The sequence below is a fragment of the Chromobacterium sp. Beijing genome (assembly GCF_021496765.1).
GTDB lineage: Bacteria > Pseudomonadota > Gammaproteobacteria > Burkholderiales > Chromobacteriaceae > Chromobacterium.
Genome location: NZ_CP053750.1, coordinates 4,986,592 through 5,002,586, shown reverse-complemented (window position 1 = coordinate 5,002,586; position 15,995 = coordinate 4,986,592). Strand labels below are relative to the sequence as shown.

Genomic DNA, 15,995 nt, shown 5'->3' with positions numbered 1-15,995 from the left:
CCTCCGCTCCCGGCCTGGCCGGGAGCGTTTTTTTCACTACCAGACCCAATACCGACTATGAGTTTGTCCGGTTTTTACGAACGCATCCTTCTCTTCATCAAGGATGGTTGAGGATTCCACATGCAAGTCAATTTCAAGGCCATCGGGGCCACCTTGCTGATTTCCGGCACCATGCTGGGCGCGGGCATGCTGGCGCTGCCGCTGGTGTCCGCCGGCATGGGCTTCGGCTACGCCTGCCTGACCCTGTTTCTGATCTGGGCGCTGATGACCTATACCGGCCTGATGCTGCTGGAGGTCTGTCTGTCCTTTCCCGAAGGCTACGGCTTCGACGCCATCGCCCGCTCGCTGTTCAACGCCAAGGGCAGCTATCTGATCAACGCCAGCCTGTTGCTCCTGCTCTACGCGCTCTCCTCCGCCTATATCTCCGGCGGCGGCTCCACCTATCAATCCGGCCTGCACCAATACCTGGGCCTGACCCTGTCGCCCGGCCAGGTCTCGCTGGCCTTCACCGCGCTGATCGGCGGCATCGTCTTCGCCAGCACCACCGCGGTGGACAAGGTCAACCGACTGCTGTTCAGCCTCAACATCCTGATCTTTCTCTCGCTCAGCGCGGTCATTCAGCCCTATGTCGACACCGGCAACCTGTCGGAAAACACGGACTCGGCCAAATACATGCTGGCCGCCATCCCCATGTTTCTGACCGCCTTCGGCTTTCACGGCAGCGTGCCCAGCATGGTCAAATACCTGGGCCGCGACCAGCCCCGCACACTGCGCAATGTCTTCATCGCCGGCAGCCTGATTCCCATGGGCGTCTACCTGCTGTGGGTGTTCAACACGCTGGGCGCGCTGCCGCGCTACGGCAGCCACAGCTTTCAGGCCATCTCCGCCCATAACGGTTCGGTGGGCATGTTCCTGGACGAATTCCACGCGCTGGTGCCCACGCCGCAAGTGCCCTCCCTGCTGTCCGCCTTCTCGTCCATCGCGCTGTTCACTTCTTATCTGTGCGTTTCGCTCGGCCTGTTCGACGCCATGGCCAGCACGCTGAAACGCGGCGACAGCCTGCGGCAGCGGCTGCAGACCGCGCTGATCACCTATCTGCCGCCGCTGGGCTTCGCCCTGTTTTTCCCCAGCGGCTTCATCGCCGCGCTGGGCGCCGCCGCCATCTTCCTGGTGATTCTCGCCATCCTGTTCCCGGCGCTGGCCCTGATCAAGCTGCGCCGCCAGGACAACTACCGGCCCGGCTACCAGGTCAGCGGCGGCGGCACCCTGCATTGGGCGATAGGCGGTTCCGGCCTCGCCATCATCCTGTTCCAGATCCTGGTGATGCAAGGACTGCTGCCCGTGTTCTGACGGCGCAAACGCGCCGTCGTCCGGACGCGCGGCCAATACGGCCGCGCGCCGCAATCATGGAGGTAAACGAAATGAAGCAATCGACCCTGATCCGGGATCTGCAGCAACGCGGCCTGATCTCGCAGGCCACCGACGCGGACGCGCTCGACGCGCTGCTGTCCCGGGAAACGGTCACCCTATACTGCGGTTTCGACCCCACCGCCGACAGCCTGCACCTCGGCCACCTGGTGCCGCTGCTGTTGCTCAAGCGCTTCCAGATGGCCGGGCACCGCCCTATCGCCCTGGTCGGCGGCGCCACCGGCATGATAGGCGACCCCAGCTTCAAGGCCAGCGAGCGCAAACTCAACACCTCGGACGTGGTGGCCGGCTGGGTGGACAAGATCCGCCGCCAGGTGGAGCCCTTCCTCAGTTTCGAAGGCGACAACGCCGCCCTGATGGCCAACAACCACGATTGGTTCGCCCAGATGAGCGCGCTGGACTTCCTGCGCGACGTCGGCAAGCATTTCTCGGTCAACGCCATGATCAAGAAGGAGTCGGTGCAGCAGCGGATCAACCGCGACGATGTCGGCATCTCCTTCACCGAGTTCGCCTACAGCCTGCTCCAGAGCCACGACTTCGTGGAGCTGAACCGCCGCTTCGGCTGCAAACTGCAGATCGGCGGTTCCGATCAATGGGGCAATATCACCGCCGGCGTCGACCTGGTCAGACGGGTGACCCAGCAACAGGCCTTCGGCCTGACCATGCCCTTGATCACCAATAGCGACGGCACCAAGTTCGGCAAAAGCGAAGGCAACGCGGTGTGGCTGGACCCGAGCAAGTGCTCGCCCTACGCCTTCTACCAGTTCTGGCTGGGCGCGGCCGACGCCGACGTCTACCGCTTCCTGCGCTACTTCACCTTTTTGTCCAACGAGGAGATCGAGGTCATCGAGGCCGAGGACCGCGCGTCCGGCGGCAAGCCGCGGGCGCAACGCATCCTGGCCGAACAAGTGACCGAGCTGGTTCACGGTCCGGCCGCGCTCGCCGCCGCCCAGCGCATCACCCTCAGCCTGTTCGACAACGATGTGGAGCGGCTCGGCGCCGCGGACTTCGCCCAACTGGCGCAAGACGGCATGCCCCGGCTGGCCTTGCCGCGGCAGTCCACGCCCTTGGTCGACGCCTTGGCGGCCAGCGGCCTGGCCGCGTCCAAAAGCGAGGCCCGCACGCTGCTGCAAAGCGGCGCCGTCAGCGTCAACGGCGCCAGGGCGGACGCGTTGGACGCGCGCCTGGAGCAGGCCGACCACCTTCATCAGCGCTACACGCTGTTGCGACGCGGCAAGAAACAGTACTGTCTGTTGATTTGGGAGTAAGCGCGTGAAACGGCCCGGGCGCTGAAGCGCCGGGCTCGCCCCGTCCGGCCGCCCAAGCGCGCATGGGCGGGGCAGCCGGCTGGATAGGCTAGCGGGGCAGAAAAGCCTCTGTGCTCAGGCCTTCCACCACCTGCATCACGTGGGAATAATGCTGATCCAGCAATTGCAGCGTCCGGTCCGCGTCTCTGGCCAGCACCGCCTGCATGATGGCCTGATGCTCGCCCTCGTCGCTATAGCGCTTGGAGGTCGGCAAGGCCGGGTCGAACCAGATGTGCCGATAGCGCTCCAAACGGTTGTACAAGGACTCCATCACCTCCACAATCACCGGCGAGTGGCTGCCGCTGATGATGGCCAGGTGAAACGCCATGTGGCGGTCCGCCCAGTCCTGCAAATCCACATTCACGTCGTTCAGATCTATCCGGCTCAAGCGGTGATAGCTGGCCAACACCTCCAGCTCCCACGCCTCGTCGCCCTGCGCCAGAGAACGGCGCACCGCCTCCTCCGCCAGCACTCGGCGCACCAGCAGGATGTCGTAAAGTTCATGGTGGGAAATCGGCGCCACCCAAAAGCCGCGCTGCGGCTCCATCACCACGTATTTGCACCAGCTCAGGCGCAGCAGCGCCTCGCGGATCGGCGAGCCGCCGGCGTCGTAGCGCGCCTTGAGATCATGCAATAGCAGCTTCTGCGACGGGCGGTACACGCCCAGCAGAATGTCCCGCCGCAACTCCTGGAATACCTTGTCGGCCAATGTGGCGTTGCTGCTTGCCGCCTTTTTTTCCTTCTGGGGCATTCGGTCTTTTCCACATGAGAGCGCGCAATGATGCGCGAAACGCTAGATAGTAACTTAAAATAGCGCAGCATATTGATTTTCCCCATCGGCATAGCAAGGAAATAGCTAAAAGCTACGTCTCTCCGGCATGGAGATCGGGCGGGGAAACCCCAAAGAAAAGGCGGATAGGGAGGCCGCGGCGGCGCGGCCGCCGCAACAAAAAAGCCGACTTGAGCGTCGGCTTCCGATATCAATGCGCCAAGCACCGCCGCATGCTGCGCGGGAGTCTTGGTGGGCCCCGGGGAGTCGAACCCCGCACCAACGGATTATGAGTCCGCTGCTCTAACCAAGCATGAGCTAGAGGCCCAGAGCAGCGCATTATAACAGCCAAAAAGCAAAACCCCAAGCGTCGAATTCCGACGGCTTGGGGTTTTCATCCGGCTCAGGCCATCGGCCTAGACCCGGTATCGCGATCCGATCACTGACCGCCCGGCTCGTTGTCCAGGAAACTGCGCAGGCGTTCCGAACGGGTCGGATGACGCAGCTTGCGCAAGGCCTTGGCTTCGATCTGGCGGATGCGCTCGCGGGTCACGTCGAACTGCTTGCCCACTTCTTCCAGCGTGTGGTCGGTGTTCATATCGATGCCGAAGCGCATGCGCAGTACCTTGGCTTCGCGCGGCGTCAGCGTGTCCAGCACTTCCTTGGTGGCGTCCTTCAGGCTGGAATACATCGCAGCGTCGGACGGCGCCAGGTTGTTCTGGTCCTCGATGAAATCGCCAAGATGGGAATCGTCGTCGTCGCCTATCGGGGTTTCCATGGAGATGGGCTCCTTGGAAATCTTCATGATCTTGCGAATCTTCTCTTCCGGCATCTCCATCTTTTCCGCCAACTCGGCCGGATCCGGCTCGTGGCCGGTTTCCTGCAGAATCTGACGGCTGATGCGGTTCATCTTGTTGATGGTCTCGATCATGTGCACCGGGATGCGGATGGTGCGCGCCTGGTCCGCGATGGAGCGGGTGATCGCCTGGCGAATCCACCAGGTGGCGTAGGTCGAGAACTTGTAGCCGCGGCGGTATTCGAACTTGTCCACGGCCTTCATCAAACCGATATTGCCTTCCTGGATCAGATCAAGGAATTGCAAACCGCGGTTGGTGTACTTCTTGGCGATGGAGATCACCAGGCGCAAGTTGGCCTCGATCATCTCTTTCTTGGCGCGGCGCGCCTTGGACTCGCCCGCCGACATCTGGCGGTTGATTTCCTTCAGCGCCTTGATCGGCAGCATCGCGCGATCCTGCAGCTCGGACAGCTTGGTCTGCTTCTCGATGATCGCGTATTTGAAGCGGGTCAAAGCTTCCGCCCAGGCCTTGCCGGAATGGATTTCGTCTTCCACCCAGTCAAGATTGGTCTCGTTGCCCGGGAACACCTTGATGAAGTGGGCGCGCTCCATGCGCACGCGGCTGACACAGATATCCTGGATGTCGCGTTCGTACGTGCGGATTTCGTTGACGCGGCTGCGCAGCGAGTCGCACAGGCTTTCCACCTGGCGGGTGGAGAAGCGCACCAGCATGAACTCGGTGGTGATCGCGTCCTGCAGCTCCAGGTATTCCTTGCTCTGCGCGCCCTTGACGGACAGCACCTTGACCATCTTGTCGAACAACATGCGCACGCCGGTGAAGTGCTCCAGCGCCTGCTGCTTCAGCTCTTCCAGGTTGACGCCGGCGGCGTCGGCGGCGTCGCCGTCCTCGTCCTCGCTCTCGTCTTCCTCTTCGGCCTCGGCTTCGAGCAACTCGTCTTCGTCCGCCGGCTCGGCAAACGCGGCGTCCTCTTCGGACGGCGCGTTCAGATCGATGAAGCCGTCAACCACTTCGTCCACGCGCACTTCGTCGCGGCCGACGCGCTCAACCAGCTCCAGCACTTCGGCGATGGTGCCCGGACAAGCCGAAATCGCCTGGATCATGTACTTCAGGCCGTCTTCGATCCGCTTGGCGATTTCGATCTCGCCTTCGCGGGTCAGCAGCTCCACCGAGCCCATTTCGCGCATATACATGCGCACCGGGTCCGTGGTGCGGCCAAATTCGGAATCCACCGAGGACAGCGCCGCTTCGGCTTCTTCCACGGCGTCTTCGTCGGCCACCGGCGGGGTGGCGTCGGACATCAGCAGCGTGTCCGCATCCGGCGCCTCGTCGTAAACCTGGATGCCCAGACCGGAAATCATCGTGACGATGTTTTCGATCTGCTCTGCGTCGGACACGTCTTCCGGCAGGTGGTCGTTGATTTCCGCGTAGGTCAGATACCCACGCTCCTTGCCCAAGGCGATCAGCTGGCGCAGGCGTTTACGCTGCTCTTCCAGACTCATCACTTCGGTTTCGTTTTCCTGCACGTCTTTTTGATTTTCGGGAGAGGCCGCCATTTCGCTTCCTGCTTGAAATAAGCCGAAAAAAACAGTTGATAATAACACAAGCAAATAACGCTGTTTGTGTAGCCCTGCGGGGCGCTTTCTACCGCCGCGGCATCGCTTTCGGCAGTCCGGCGCGTACGCCAGACCGCTCTGCGATCTGCCGGGGCGGCGACGTCGTCAAGCGTTTGGCGTCAGCAAATCCCGCAGCAATTCCCCTAGCAATCTGACTTCTTCCGGAGTCAGGCCTTCGTTCCGGTCCTTTTGTTTTAGCCGCTCCACCTGAGTTTGATGCAGCATTTTCAGGAGCTTGGCCGCGCCGTCCTGAAACTGCTGCCTATCTTCCTCGCTGGGATCGGCGAACTCATCCGGATCCTGCATGGCCTGCTGCAGAACACTATCCACCAGCCCTTCATATGGAGTGCCACGCAGGCTTTCCATCAATTGCGCCGTATTCGGCGGCTGGTCGTGCCCTTGCACGCATTCGGCCAACATGGCAAAACAGGCAAGCTCGTCGGACAGCGCCATGCTGTCCGGCAAGCGCACATCGCCAGCCCAACCAGGATTCAACAGCAGCCATTTGATCAGGCGCGTCACCATGGAGGACTGTTGCGGACGATGCGATACCTCCGGCAAACGGTGCTCCCGCTTGCCTTTGCGCTCCGACTTCCTTTGGCCCGTCGTCAACATGTCGAATTCGTCGACATCCACACCGGCAAGTTCTGCCAGTCTTTTCTTGATGATGAAGCCCAGTGCCGGAGCGGCAATCTGCGCCAGAAGGGGGCGGCCTGACGGATCAGATCGGCCTTGCCTTCCGGCGTGGTCAGGTTCACCTCGCGACACAGCTCGCGGGTGAAGTAAACGGACAGAGGCAGGCTCTGCTCTTCCAATACTTTTTCAAAGGCCTCGGCGCCAAACTCGCGGATATAGCTGTCCGGATCATGTTCCTGCGGCAGGAACAGAAAGTTCAGCGCCTTGCCGTCCTGCAATTGCGGCAGGCTGTTTTCCAGCGCGCGCCAAGCCGCTTTTTGACCGGCCTTGTCGCCGTCGAAGCAGAAGTACACCTGGTCCGCGTGGCGCATCAGCTTGCGCGCGTGCTCGCCGGTGGTGGCGGTGCCCAGCGTGGCCACCGCGTAAGCGACGCCGAACTGAGCCAGCGCCACCACGTCCATATAGCCTTCGACCACCAGCACGCGGTTTTTATCCCGTATCGCCTGCCGCGCCTCGTAGAGGCCGTACAACTCCCGGCCCTTCTCGAACAAGGGCGTTTCCGGCGAATTCAGATACTTGGGCTCGCCCTTGCCCATCACCCGGCCGCCGAAGCCGATGATGGCGCCGCGCTGGTTGCGGATGGGGAACATCACCCGATCGCGAAAGCGGTCGTAACGCTGGCCCTTCTCTTCATTGACGATGACCAGGCCGGTATCGACCAGCTTGTCGTCCTGGTAGTCCGGAAACACCGCTTCCAGGTTCTGCCAGCCGTCCGGCGCGAAGCCAAGACCGAAGCGGCCGGCCACTTCGCCGCTCAAACCCCGGCCTTTCAGATAGGAAATGGCGTTGGGCGCGGACTTCAGCTGTTGTTTGTAGTAGCCTGCCGCCATCTGCATCATTTGTTCCAGCGACAGCTTGCGCTCGCGCGCGGCGCGGCTGACTTCCGGGTTGGCGTGGGCGCGGCTGTCCGGCACCTGCATGCCGATGCCTTCGGCCAGCAGTTTCACCGCGTCGACGAAGCCCAGCCCCTGGTATTCCATCACGAAGCCGATGGCCGAGCCGTGAGCACCGCAGCCAAAGCAGTGATAGAACTGCTTGGACGGGCTCACCGTGAACGACGGCGACTTTTCCTTATGAAACGGGCAGCAGGCCAGATAGTTCTGGCCGCCCTTTTTCAAGGGGACGTAACGGTCCACCACGTCGACGATATCGACGCGGGACAATAACTGATCGACAAAATCCTGAGGGATCAAACAAGGTCACCGATGGCGCGGGCCGCACACGCGGCCCGAAGCCGGCTAGCCGGCCAGCTTGGCCTTGATGGAAGCGGAAACCTGCGCCATATCGGCGCGGCCGGCCAATTGCGGCCGCAACAGCCCCATCACCTTGCCCATGTCCTGCATGCCGGCGGCGCCGCTGTCGGCGACGGCCTTGGCCACCAGCGCGTCAATCTCTCCGGCGGACAATTGCTGCGGCATATAGGCCATCAGCACGTCCATCTCGAATTTTTCCTTGTCGGCCAAATCCTGACGCTGAGCTGCCTCGTACTGGCTGACCGAATCGCGGCGCTGCTTGAGCATCTTGTCGATGACGGCGACCACGCCGGCGTCGTCCAGCTCCACGCGCTCGTCCACTTCCTTCTGCTTGATGGCCGCCAGCAACAGGCGGATGGCCGCCAGCTTGTCGCTTTCCCGCGCTTTCATTGCAGATTTCATGTCGTCGCTGATTCGCTGCTTGAGGCTCATTGCTTGCTTTCCGGAAGATGACCGCCACTCGTCGCCGACGGCGAGCGCGCACTTTAGAGAGAGTCAAACCCTGATGACATTGGTTTTGAATCGTTCAAAACCCATGCCGTCAGAGTCTGCAAACGGGGAACTACAAATGGCAAAACCGCAGGCTAAGCCTGCGGTCCTGCTTACTGACCAGACGAACTCTTAGTAGAGTTTCGGCGGCAGCATTTGGCTGCGGATGCGCTTGTAGTGGCGCTTAACGGCAGCTGCGTGCTTGCGCTTGCGCTCGGCAGTCGGTTTTTCGTAGAACTCGCGGGCGCGCAGTTCGGTCAGCAGACCGGTTTTTTCCACCGCGCGCTTGAAGCGACGCATTGCAACTTCAAACGGCTCGTTCTCTTTAACGCGAATGTTCGGCATTGAATCTAGTATCCTTAGTTCCTAGCGTCCAGACGTGGCTGGAGCTATAAAAAACAGCATTTTAACAATCTTACGCGGTTTGGAAAAGTCTGAAGCGTTCCGACCAAGCAATCTGTGGCGCTTTACGCATCACGGCTTGACGGAAGAAATCACCCCCTCACTAGGAGAACTAGGTACTGCACTATAAAAACGTTTCGGCATCCGGCCGGCAAGATATGCCGATCGGCCTGCTTCTACAGCCTGTTTCATGGCGTGGGCCATCAACACCGGTTGTTGCGCGGCGGCAATCGCGGTGTTCATCAACACGCCATCGCAGCCCAGTTCCATCGCGATCGCCGCGTCGGATGCGGTGCCGACGCCGGCGTCAACCAGAACGGGAACCTTGGACTGCTCGATAATCAACTTCAAATTCCACGGATTCAGAATCCCCATCCCGGAGCCGATCAGGCTGGCCAGCGGCATGATGGCGCAGCAGCCCATTTGCTCCAGCTCCCGGGCGATGATGGGATCATCCGAGGTGTACACCATCACGTCGAAACCTTCGGCCACCAGCACTTCGGCCGCTTTCAGGGTTTCCTTGACGTTGGGGAACAAGGTATTCGGATCGCCCAGCACTTCCAGTTTGACCAGACGATGGTCGTCCAGAAGCTCTCTGGCCAGGCGCAAAGTGCGAATGGCGTCGTCGGCGGAATAACACCCCGCCGTATTGGGGAGAAGGTTATACCGGTTTTTCGGCAAAAAGTCTAGCAAATTGGGTTCGCCGGCATTCTGACCCAGGTTGACGCGACGAATGGCGACGGTGACGATTTCCGTTCCCGACGCGTCCAGCGCCCGGGCCGTTTCCTCAAAATCCCGATACTTGCCGGTTCCCACCAGCAAACGCGAATTGTAAGCCTTGCCTGCGATGATCAGTTGATCCGCCACTCCTGCACCTCTATCAGCTTTGCCGCTCAGCCTCCGCCGACGGCCACCACGATTTCGAGTTCGTCGCCGTCGGCCAGCCCGGTGGCCGGATACTGGCTGCGCGGCACGATCTCGCCATTCTTTTCCAGCGCCACTCGCTTGCCGACAAGGCCCAGCGCCGCCACCAGCTCGGCCACATTGGCGACGCCGCCCAGTTCGCGGCCCTCGCCGTTGATCTTGAGTTTCAGCATCTCATCTCCTTTGCACGCGCTGCACCACCGGCAGCACGCGGATGGCGCTCAGCACGCGCTCCAGATGCTCGACGCCCTCCACCTGCAAACGGAAGTGGATGTTGAACAGGCCGTCGCCGTCGCGGCTGCTGTCCTGGGTGTCGGCGCTTTCGATATTGGCCGAGGCCTGAGAAATCGCGGTGGCGATATCGGCCAGCGCGCCGCGCTCGTTGCGGGACAGCACGCCGACGGTGACGCCGAACATGCGGTCGCGCTGCGCTTCCCAATTGACATCCAGCAGCTTGTCGTGATCCGCCCGCCGCGCGTTCGGGCAGCCCTTGCGGTGGATGACCAGGCCCTGGCCCTTGGTGATGACGCCCAGAATGTCGTCGCCCGGCAGCGGGTTGCAGCACGGCGACAGCTGCACCATGCCGCCCTCATTGCCGCGTATGGTCACCGGCCCCACTTTCACTTCCTCGCCCAAGCGCTCGCCGGCCAGCTCCAGCAGCCGGCGCGCCACCACGATGGGCATCAGCTTGCCGGCGCCGATGTCGGCCAGCACGTCCTGCTGCGAGGCGAGCTTCTCGCCGAAAGCGGCCAGATACTCCACCCACAGCTCCTCGCTCAAGGCCAGCGGCGTCACCGCCAGCGCGCCTATCGCCTGCTTGAGCAGCTTCTCGCCCAGGCCGACCGCTTCTTCCTGCTGCAAACTCTTCAGGTAATTGCGGATGCCGGAACGCGCGCGGCCGCTCTGCACGAAGGTCAGCCAGGACGGATTGGGCTTGGCCTGGGTGGAGGTGATGATTTCCACGGTGTCGCCGTTGCGCAGCACGGTGCGCAGCGGCACCAGCGCGTGATTGACGCGCGCGGCGATGCAGCGGTGCCCGATGTCGGTATGCACCGCGTAGGCGAAGTCCACCGGGGTCGCGCCCTGCGGCATCACCATGATCTTGCCCTTGGGCGTGAACACGTAGACTTCGTCCGGGAACAGGTCGATCTTGATGTGCTCGAGGAATTCGACCGGATCGTCGCTCTCCTCCTGCATGTCCATGATTTTTTGCAGCCACTGGTGGGTGCGCTGCTGCGCGGTGTTGACGCCGTCGCCGCTCTTGTACATCCAGTGCGAGGCCACGCCGGCCTCGGCCACGCTGTTCATTTCGCGGGTGCGGATCTGCATCTCCACCGGCGTGCCGTAGGGGCCGAACAAGGTGGTGTGCAGACTCTGATAGCCATTGCCCTTGGGAATGGCGATGTAATCCTTGAATTTGCCGGGAATCGGCTTGTACAGGCTGTGCAGCGCGCCCAGGGCCAGGTAACAGCCGGGAATGTCGTTGACGACGACGCGGAAGCCGTAGATGTCCAGCACCTCGGAAAACGACAGGTGTTTTTCCTGCATTTTCTTGTAGATGCTGTAGAGGTTTTTCTCTCGCCCCTTGATGGTGGCTTCGATATTGCTCTGCACCAGCTTCTGGCTGACGGATTGCAAGATCTTGGTGACCACTTCGCGGCGATTGCCACGCGCGGCGCGCACCGCCTTGGACAACACGCCGTAGCGATGCGGGTGCAGATGCTTGAACGCCAAGTCCTGGAGTTCGCGGTAAACCTTGTTCAGGCCGATGCGGTTGGCGATCGGCGCGTAGATTTCCAAAGTTTCCAGCGCGATGCGGCGGCGCTTGTCCTCGCGCATCGAATCCAGCGTGCGCATATTGTGCAGCCGGTCCGCCAGCTTGACGATGATGACGCGGATGTCGCGCGCCATCGCCAGCACCATTTTGCGGAAGCTTTCCGCCTGCGCGGTTTCCTTGGTCTGGTATTCCAGCCGCTCCAGCTTGGAGAGGCCGTCCACCAGATCGGCGATGATCTTGCCGAACTTTTCGATCAGCGTCGGTTTGGTGACGCCGGTGTCTTCCAGCACATCGTGCAGCAAGGCGGCGGCGAGGCCCTGCACGTCCAACCGCCACTCGGCCAACATGCAGGCCACCGCCAGCGGGTGGGTGATATAGGGTTCGCCGCTCTTGCGGGTCTGCCCTTCGTGCGCCGCACGGCTGACTTCGAAAGCCTGCCGCAACAGCTGGACGTCCTCCGGCTTGAGATAACGCGCGACAGACTCGAAAAACGCTTGCGCTTCGCTGTCGATCAGGGCGTCGTAGTCGATTTCATCCTCAATGCCGGTTGCCATAACCCACCACCCACTTGCAATCAGGCTTTGCCGCGGCTCAGAACTTCCTTGCCGACGTGGCCGGCGGCGATTTCGCGCAGCGCGACGACGGTGGGCTTATGGCGGCCGGCTTCAACGAAGGGGCTGGCGCCGGAAGCCACTTGGCGCGCGCGGTAGGCGGCGGCCAGGGTCAGGTCGAAACGGTTCTGGATGCGGTCCAGGCAATCGTCAACAGTAATACGGGCCATGTGCTTTCTTTCTTCAAAGTTGCCAAGGGCGTTGTCGGTCGCCGTTCTTGCGGCCGCGGCAACGCCCAGAGGGATCACTATATCTAAATTTTAGTCGACTCACCAACAAACGGTCGGATCAGCCGGTCTGTCCCATCCGCGCCAGCATCGTCGCCAGCTTGCGGCATTGGATGGCGCTGCGCAGCCGATTGGCGCGCACGACGCTGATCAGATCGAGGCGGGCGCGCTCGAAATCGTCGTTGACCACGATGTAGTCGTATTCGGCGATCTTGTCGATCTCGGCGCGGGCGGAAGCCAGCCGGCGGCGGATCACTTCCTCGCTGTCGGTGGCGCGTCCGCGCAGGCGGCGCTCCAGCTCTTCTATCGACGGCGGCGCGATGAAAATGCCTATCGCCTCGGGGAAGGCCTTGCGCACTTGCTCGGCGCCCTGCCAGTCTATCTCCAGCAGAATGTCCTGCCCCACGGCCAGGCGGCTGCGTATCCACGGCGCGCTGGTGCCGTAGTAGTTGCCGTAGACTTCCGCGTACTCGAGGAAATCGCCGCGTTCGATCATGGACTTGAACGCGGCCTGATCGACGAAGTGGTAATGCTTGCCGTCCTCTTCGCCCTTGCGCGGCGCGCGCGTGCTATAAGAAATGGACAGTTCCACAGACGGCTCCGCCTGGAGCAAGGCCGCCACTAGCGAGGTTTTCCCCGCGCCGGAAGGAGCGACCACGATAAAAATATTACCGGTTGGCTGGCTCATGAAAGGTACTTCCTGCCAAATGAGTAATTCTCCAGAATACCATAAGCGCGTACCGGCTGTTAATCGCCAAGTTATTTTCACGTCAAGATTTAGGTAAATCTCTTCAGGCTGAATAAAATGGCTGGTTTTTTTCCTACCTATCTCCTTTGGAGCGCGTTTCGCCATGCAATTCCTTGACAGCTTCTTCAAGCTGAAAGAAAACGGCACCACGGTGAAGACCGAAGTCATCGCCGGCTTTACCACCTTCTTGACCATGGCTTACATCATCCTGGTCAACCCGCTGATCCTGTCGAGCACCGGCATGGACCTGAACGCCGTCTTCGTCGCCACCTGTCTGGCCGCGGCGCTGGGCACCGCCATCATGGGCCTGGTGGCCAATTACCCTATCGCGCTGGCGCCGGGCATGGGCTTGAACGCCTACTTCACTTTCAGCGTGGTCAAGGGCATGGGGCTGTCCTGGGAAACCGCGCTGGGCGCGGTGTTCATCTCCGGCATCGTGTTCCTGGCGGTCAGCCTGTTCCGCGTGCGCGAGGCCATCGTCAACGCCATCCCGCAGTCGCTGAAATTCGCCATTTCCGCCGGCGTCGGCATGTTCCTCGCCATCATCGCGCTGAAGAACGCCGGCGTGATCGCGCCGCATCCGGAAACCTATCTGACCCTGGGCGACATCCACAAGCCCACCACCCTGCTGGCCATTCTGGGCTTCTTCCTGATCGTGGCGCTGGAATACCGCAAGGTGCCGGGCTCCATCATCATCGGCATTCTGGTGGTGACGGTGCTGTCCATCGCCATGGGCCTGTCTCCGTTCAAGGGCGTGGTGGCGCCGGTGCCGAGCATGGCGCCCACCTTCATGCAGATGGATATCGCAGGCGCCTTGCAAGCCGGCCTGATCGGCGTGATCTTCGTCTTCTTCTTCGTCGACCTGTTCGACACCACCGGCACCCTGGTGGGCGTGTCTCACCGCGCCGGCCTGCTGGACAAGGACGGCAAGCTGCCGCGCCTGAAGCGCGCGCTGCTGGCCGACTCGGTGGCGATCACCGCCGGCGCGGTAATGGGCACTTCGTCCACCACCGCCTATGTCGAGTCCGCCGCCGGCACCGCCGTGGGCGGCCGCACCGGCCTGACCGCCATGGTGGTGGCGCTGCTGTTCCTGGCCTCGCTGTGGCTGTCGCCGCTGGCCGCCACCGTGCCCGCCTACGCCACCGCGCCCGCGCTGTGCTATGTGGCGGTGCTGATGGCGCGCGGCCTGGCCGAGATCGACTGGAGCGATCTGACCGAATCCGCGCCGGCGGTGATGACCGCGCTGGCGATGCCCTTCACCTTCTCCATCGCCGACGGCATCGCCTTCGGCTTCATCAGCTACGCGGTGATCAAGATTCTGGCCGGCCGTTTCTCCGACCTGAAGCCGCCGGTACTGGTGATCGCCGCGCTGTGGATCTTCAAGCTGGCTTTCTTCCACTGAAACGTCAATAATTGATGCGGACTCCTAGCCTGCCGCGCTGCGCGGCGGGCTTTTTCTTGTGGGGCGCGCGGCGACTCTCTTTATTTCGAAGTACAATAAGGCCATGGAAAACCTTAGCAATCTCGACTACTCCAGCTATCTGAAAGGCTGGATCCGCACTGTGCCCAACTGGCCGCAACAAGGCGTGATGTTCCGCGATATCACCCCGCTGCTGCAGAACCCCAAAACCTTCCGCATGCTGATCGACATCTATGTGCATCGTTACATGATGGAGAAAGTGGACCTGGTGGCGGGCCTGGACGCGCGCGGCTTCATCATCGGTTCGGTGCTGGCTTACGAGTTGAACGTAGGCTTCGTGCCCATCCGCAAACGCGGCAAGCTGCCCTTCACCACGGTGGAGGAGGAGTACGAGCTGGAATACGGCAACGCCGCGGTGGAAATGCACACCGACGCCTGCAAGCCGGGCGACCGCGTCATCCTGATTGACGATCTGGTCGCCACCGGCGGCACCATGATGGCTGGCTACAAGCTGCTGAAGCGCATGGGCGCCGACGTACTGGAAGCCGCCGCCATCATCGAACTGCCCGAACTGGGCGGCGGCAAGCTGGTGCGCGACGGCGGCCTGGAGTTGTTCACCGTCTGCGCTTACTGAGCCGGATTCGTCGGCCAAGCGAACGGAGCCCTCGGGCTCCGTTTTTGTTTGGCCGCGTCTTAATCCGCCTCCACCGCCACTTTCAGCGCCTGCCCGCGCGCACTCAGCTTCAGCGGCGCGCCGGCGGTGCTGGGCAGCTTGCTGTCCACCGAGGCCGCCGTGCCGCGCACCTCGTATTGCAGCGTTGCGGACTTGGGCAGCGTCAGCGACAACTTGCCGGTGGTGGCGTCCAGCGACAAGGAGCCGCTGGGCTTGGCGTCGGTCAGCTTCACCTTCGCCTTCACCGCCTGGCCGTCAAAAACCATGTCGCGGCTGCTGCCTTCGAAACCCAAGGTCAGCGCCTGCCCCTTGAGCGCCAGCTTGTCGTAAGCGCCCTTGGCCTGCGCCCTGATCGCGTCGGCGGACATGGACAGGCTGGCGGCTTTGCCGTCCAGCGTTAGATCCACCGCCCGGCTGTCCACCCGGATCGCCGAATACGCGCCGCGGATCGACCCCTTGACCGCAGCCAGCCCCAATTCCACCTGTTTGCCCGGCTTCAGATTGCCGGCGATCTCCAACCCGCAACTGCTGCCCAACAGCTTGTCGTTGAGCTTGACCGTGATCGTGACCACGCCGCCTGCGCGCCGCACCAGGGCGCTGCACTGCTTGGCGTCCCAATTACTTTTGTTCAGGTCCAGCTGATACGGCCGCTTGTCGTCCGCGCTCAGCTTGAGCACGGCCGCGTCGCCGTTGATCACCAGCTTTTCAATCGGCGCTTCCGCCGCATAAGCCGCTCCACCGCCCATCAGCCCCGTCAATGCCAGCAAGCGCACTATCCCACGCCTCATCACGCACCCCTTTCCCAAGTAGAAGCCGCCGCCTTGGCCGGCGGCGGTAGTT

General features: G+C 62.0%; 14 protein-coding genes, 1 tRNA gene and 1 pseudogene. 4 read left to right on the top strand and 12 right to left on the bottom strand.

The genetic code is table 11. From position 1 onward, the window contains the following. The first annotated feature begins 120 nt into the window (after positions 1-120). On the top strand, positions 121-1,350 hold the full coding sequence (locus tag HQN78_RS23390; protein ID WP_235086655.1) for an amino acid permease: 1,230 nt from the start codon (positions 121-123) through the stop codon (positions 1,348-1,350). Between the two features lie 71 nt (positions 1,351-1,421). Then, positions 1,422-2,696 carry a tyrosine--tRNA ligase gene (gene tyrS / locus HQN78_RS23385; protein ID WP_227104890.1) on the top strand — a complete coding sequence of 425 codons (1,275 nt, stop codon included), beginning with the start codon at positions 1,422-1,424 and terminating at the stop codon, positions 2,694-2,696. A gap of 88 nt (positions 2,697-2,784) precedes the next feature. Here the strand turns inward: tyrS and HQN78_RS23380 are convergent, their stop codons facing one another. The 11 genes and pseudogenes from HQN78_RS23380 to gmk form a co-directional block, all read right to left on the bottom strand. After that, positions 2,785-3,486 carry an FCD domain-containing protein gene (locus tag HQN78_RS23380; RefSeq protein WP_107800528.1) on the bottom strand — a complete coding sequence of 234 codons (702 nt, stop codon included), beginning with the start codon at positions 3,484-3,486 and terminating at the stop codon, positions 2,785-2,787. 268 nt (positions 3,487-3,754) lie between these two features. Next, positions 3,755-3,832, bottom strand: a tRNA-Ile gene (locus HQN78_RS23375). A gap of 111 nt (positions 3,833-3,943) precedes the next feature. Next, positions 3,944-5,875 carry an RNA polymerase sigma factor RpoD gene (rpoD, locus tag HQN78_RS23370; RefSeq protein WP_107800529.1) on the bottom strand — a complete coding sequence of 644 codons (1,932 nt, stop codon included), beginning with the start codon at positions 5,873-5,875 and terminating at the stop codon, positions 3,944-3,946. A gap of 165 nt (positions 5,876-6,040) precedes the next feature. Continuing rightward, positions 6,041-7,824: pseudogene (dnaG, locus tag HQN78_RS23365) on the bottom strand (DNA primase). Between the two features lie 45 nt (positions 7,825-7,869). After that, positions 7,870-8,316, bottom strand: coding sequence for a GatB/YqeY domain-containing protein (locus HQN78_RS23360; protein WP_107800531.1), 447 nt, complete (start codon positions 8,314-8,316; stop codon positions 7,870-7,872). Between the two features lie 189 nt (positions 8,317-8,505). Beyond that, complete coding sequence (rpsU, locus tag HQN78_RS23355; RefSeq protein WP_039756346.1) at positions 8,506-8,718, bottom strand: 30S ribosomal protein S21; 213 nt, start codon at positions 8,716-8,718, stop codon at positions 8,506-8,508. Positions 8,719-8,847: 129 nt separating this feature from the next. Beyond that, positions 8,848-9,642, bottom strand: a complete 795-nt coding sequence (locus HQN78_RS23350) for a thiazole synthase (protein ID WP_199225925.1) — start codon at positions 9,640-9,642, stop codon at positions 8,848-8,850. 26 nt (positions 9,643-9,668) lie between these two features. Next, positions 9,669-9,872 (bottom strand): sulfur carrier protein ThiS, encoded by a 204-nt coding sequence (thiS, locus tag HQN78_RS23345; RefSeq protein ID WP_255701199.1) that lies wholly within the window; start codon positions 9,870-9,872, stop codon positions 9,669-9,671. 1 nt (position 9,873) lies between these two features. Beyond that, positions 9,874-12,030 (bottom strand): bifunctional (p)ppGpp synthetase/guanosine-3',5'-bis(diphosphate) 3'-pyrophosphohydrolase, encoded by a 2,157-nt coding sequence (locus HQN78_RS23340; RefSeq protein WP_107800534.1) that lies wholly within the window; start codon positions 12,028-12,030, stop codon positions 9,874-9,876. Positions 12,031-12,050: 20 nt separating this feature from the next. Next, positions 12,051-12,257, bottom strand: coding sequence for a DNA-directed RNA polymerase subunit omega (gene rpoZ, locus HQN78_RS23335; protein WP_019103869.1), 207 nt, complete (start codon positions 12,255-12,257; stop codon positions 12,051-12,053). A gap of 118 nt (positions 12,258-12,375) precedes the next feature. Further along, on the bottom strand, positions 12,376-13,002 hold the full coding sequence (gene gmk / locus HQN78_RS23330) for a guanylate kinase (RefSeq protein WP_235086653.1): 627 nt from the start codon (positions 13,000-13,002) through the stop codon (positions 12,376-12,378). 163 nt (positions 13,003-13,165) lie between these two features. On the opposite strand from gmk, the gene HQN78_RS23325 reads away from it, so the two are divergent. After that, positions 13,166-14,464, top strand: coding sequence for an NCS2 family permease (locus HQN78_RS23325; protein WP_107800536.1), 1,299 nt, complete (start codon positions 13,166-13,168; stop codon positions 14,462-14,464). A 103-nt stretch (positions 14,465-14,567) separates the two neighbouring features. Then, positions 14,568-15,116, top strand: a complete 549-nt coding sequence (locus HQN78_RS23320) for an adenine phosphoribosyltransferase (protein ID WP_019103866.1) — start codon at positions 14,568-14,570, stop codon at positions 15,114-15,116. Positions 15,117-15,175: 59 nt separating this feature from the next. Here the strand turns inward: HQN78_RS23320 and HQN78_RS23315 are convergent, their stop codons facing one another. Beyond that, a complete protein-coding gene (locus HQN78_RS23315; protein ID WP_227104896.1) occupies positions 15,176-15,943 on the bottom strand; it encodes a hypothetical protein in 768 nt (255 codons plus the stop codon). Between the last annotated feature and the right edge of the window lie 52 nt (positions 15,944-15,995).